This is a genomic window from Asticcacaulis tiandongensis, assembly GCF_006475605.1.
Classification (GTDB): Bacteria; Pseudomonadota; Alphaproteobacteria; order Caulobacterales; family Caulobacteraceae; genus Asticcacaulis; species Asticcacaulis tiandongensis.
On record NZ_SSBC01000012.1, the window covers coordinates 1 to 1,053 of the forward strand.

General features: G+C 53.6%; 1 protein-coding gene. It reads left to right on the top strand.

Translation table 11 applies throughout. The features are described from left to right. Window positions 1–979 (top strand): IS3 family transposase (locus E5201_RS10870; protein WP_140986132.1); only part of this gene is annotated, 979 nt, incomplete at its 5' end. Window positions 980–1,053 lie beyond the last annotated feature (74 nt).

Sequence of the window (1,053 nt, forward strand, 5' to 3'; positions counted from 1 at the left end):
GAGGTACCCAGCCGAGGAAAAGCTCGAGATTATTCGGCTTGTTGAACAGTCCCATTTACCGGCCAAACGGACTTTGGGCCAACTGGGCGTGCCCAAGACGACCTTTTACCGCTGGTACGATCTTTACCTCACCCATGGCCCCGAAGGCCTCGAAGATGGCAAGGGCGGCAACCCCAGGGTTTGGAACCGCATCGCGGATGAGGTACGCGGCCAGATCATCGACATGGCGCTGGAGTATACGGAACTGTCACCGCGTGAGCTTGCGGTGCGCTTTTGCGACGAAAAAAGCTATTTCGTTTCTGAGGCTTCCGTATATCGCCTGCTCAAAGCGCAAGGCCTGATCACCAGCCCCGCCTATATCGTGATGAAAGCGGCCAATGAGTTCAAGGACAAGACCACGGCACCCAACCAGATGTGGCAGACAGACTTTACCTATTTCAAGATCATCGGCTGGGGCTGGTTCTATCTGTCGACCATCCTCGATGACTTCTCACGCTACATAGTCGCCTGGAAACTATGCGACGGCATGAAGTTTGAGGACGTCACGGCGACCGTCAAGCTGGCCCTTGAGGCCTCTGGCCTTGATAAGCTCAGCCAAAGGAAACGGCCACGACTTTTGTCTGACAATGGCGGGGCCTACGTCTCAGGCGACTTGGCCAAATGGCTGGAAAACCAAGGCATGTCGCAGGTTCATGGCGCGCCGATGCATCCGCAAACCCAGGGCAAGATTGAGCGGTGGCACCAGACGCTCAAAAATCGCATCCTATTGGAAAACTACTTCTTCAAGGAGGACCTCGAAGCCCAGATCAAAGCCTTTATCGAACACTACAACCACCATCGCTATCATGAGAGCCTGGGCAATGTGACGCCCGCCGATGCCTACTTTGGTCGTGCCCCGGTTATCTTGAAACAGCGCCAAATGATCAAGATGAAAACACTCGAACACCGCCGCTTGCAATTCCAAAAACAAGCCGCTTAATATCAAACCCAATAGACGCTAAACCCTCCAGGATTTTTCAAACGCGATTGTCCCAAAAACTTTGACGACGTACA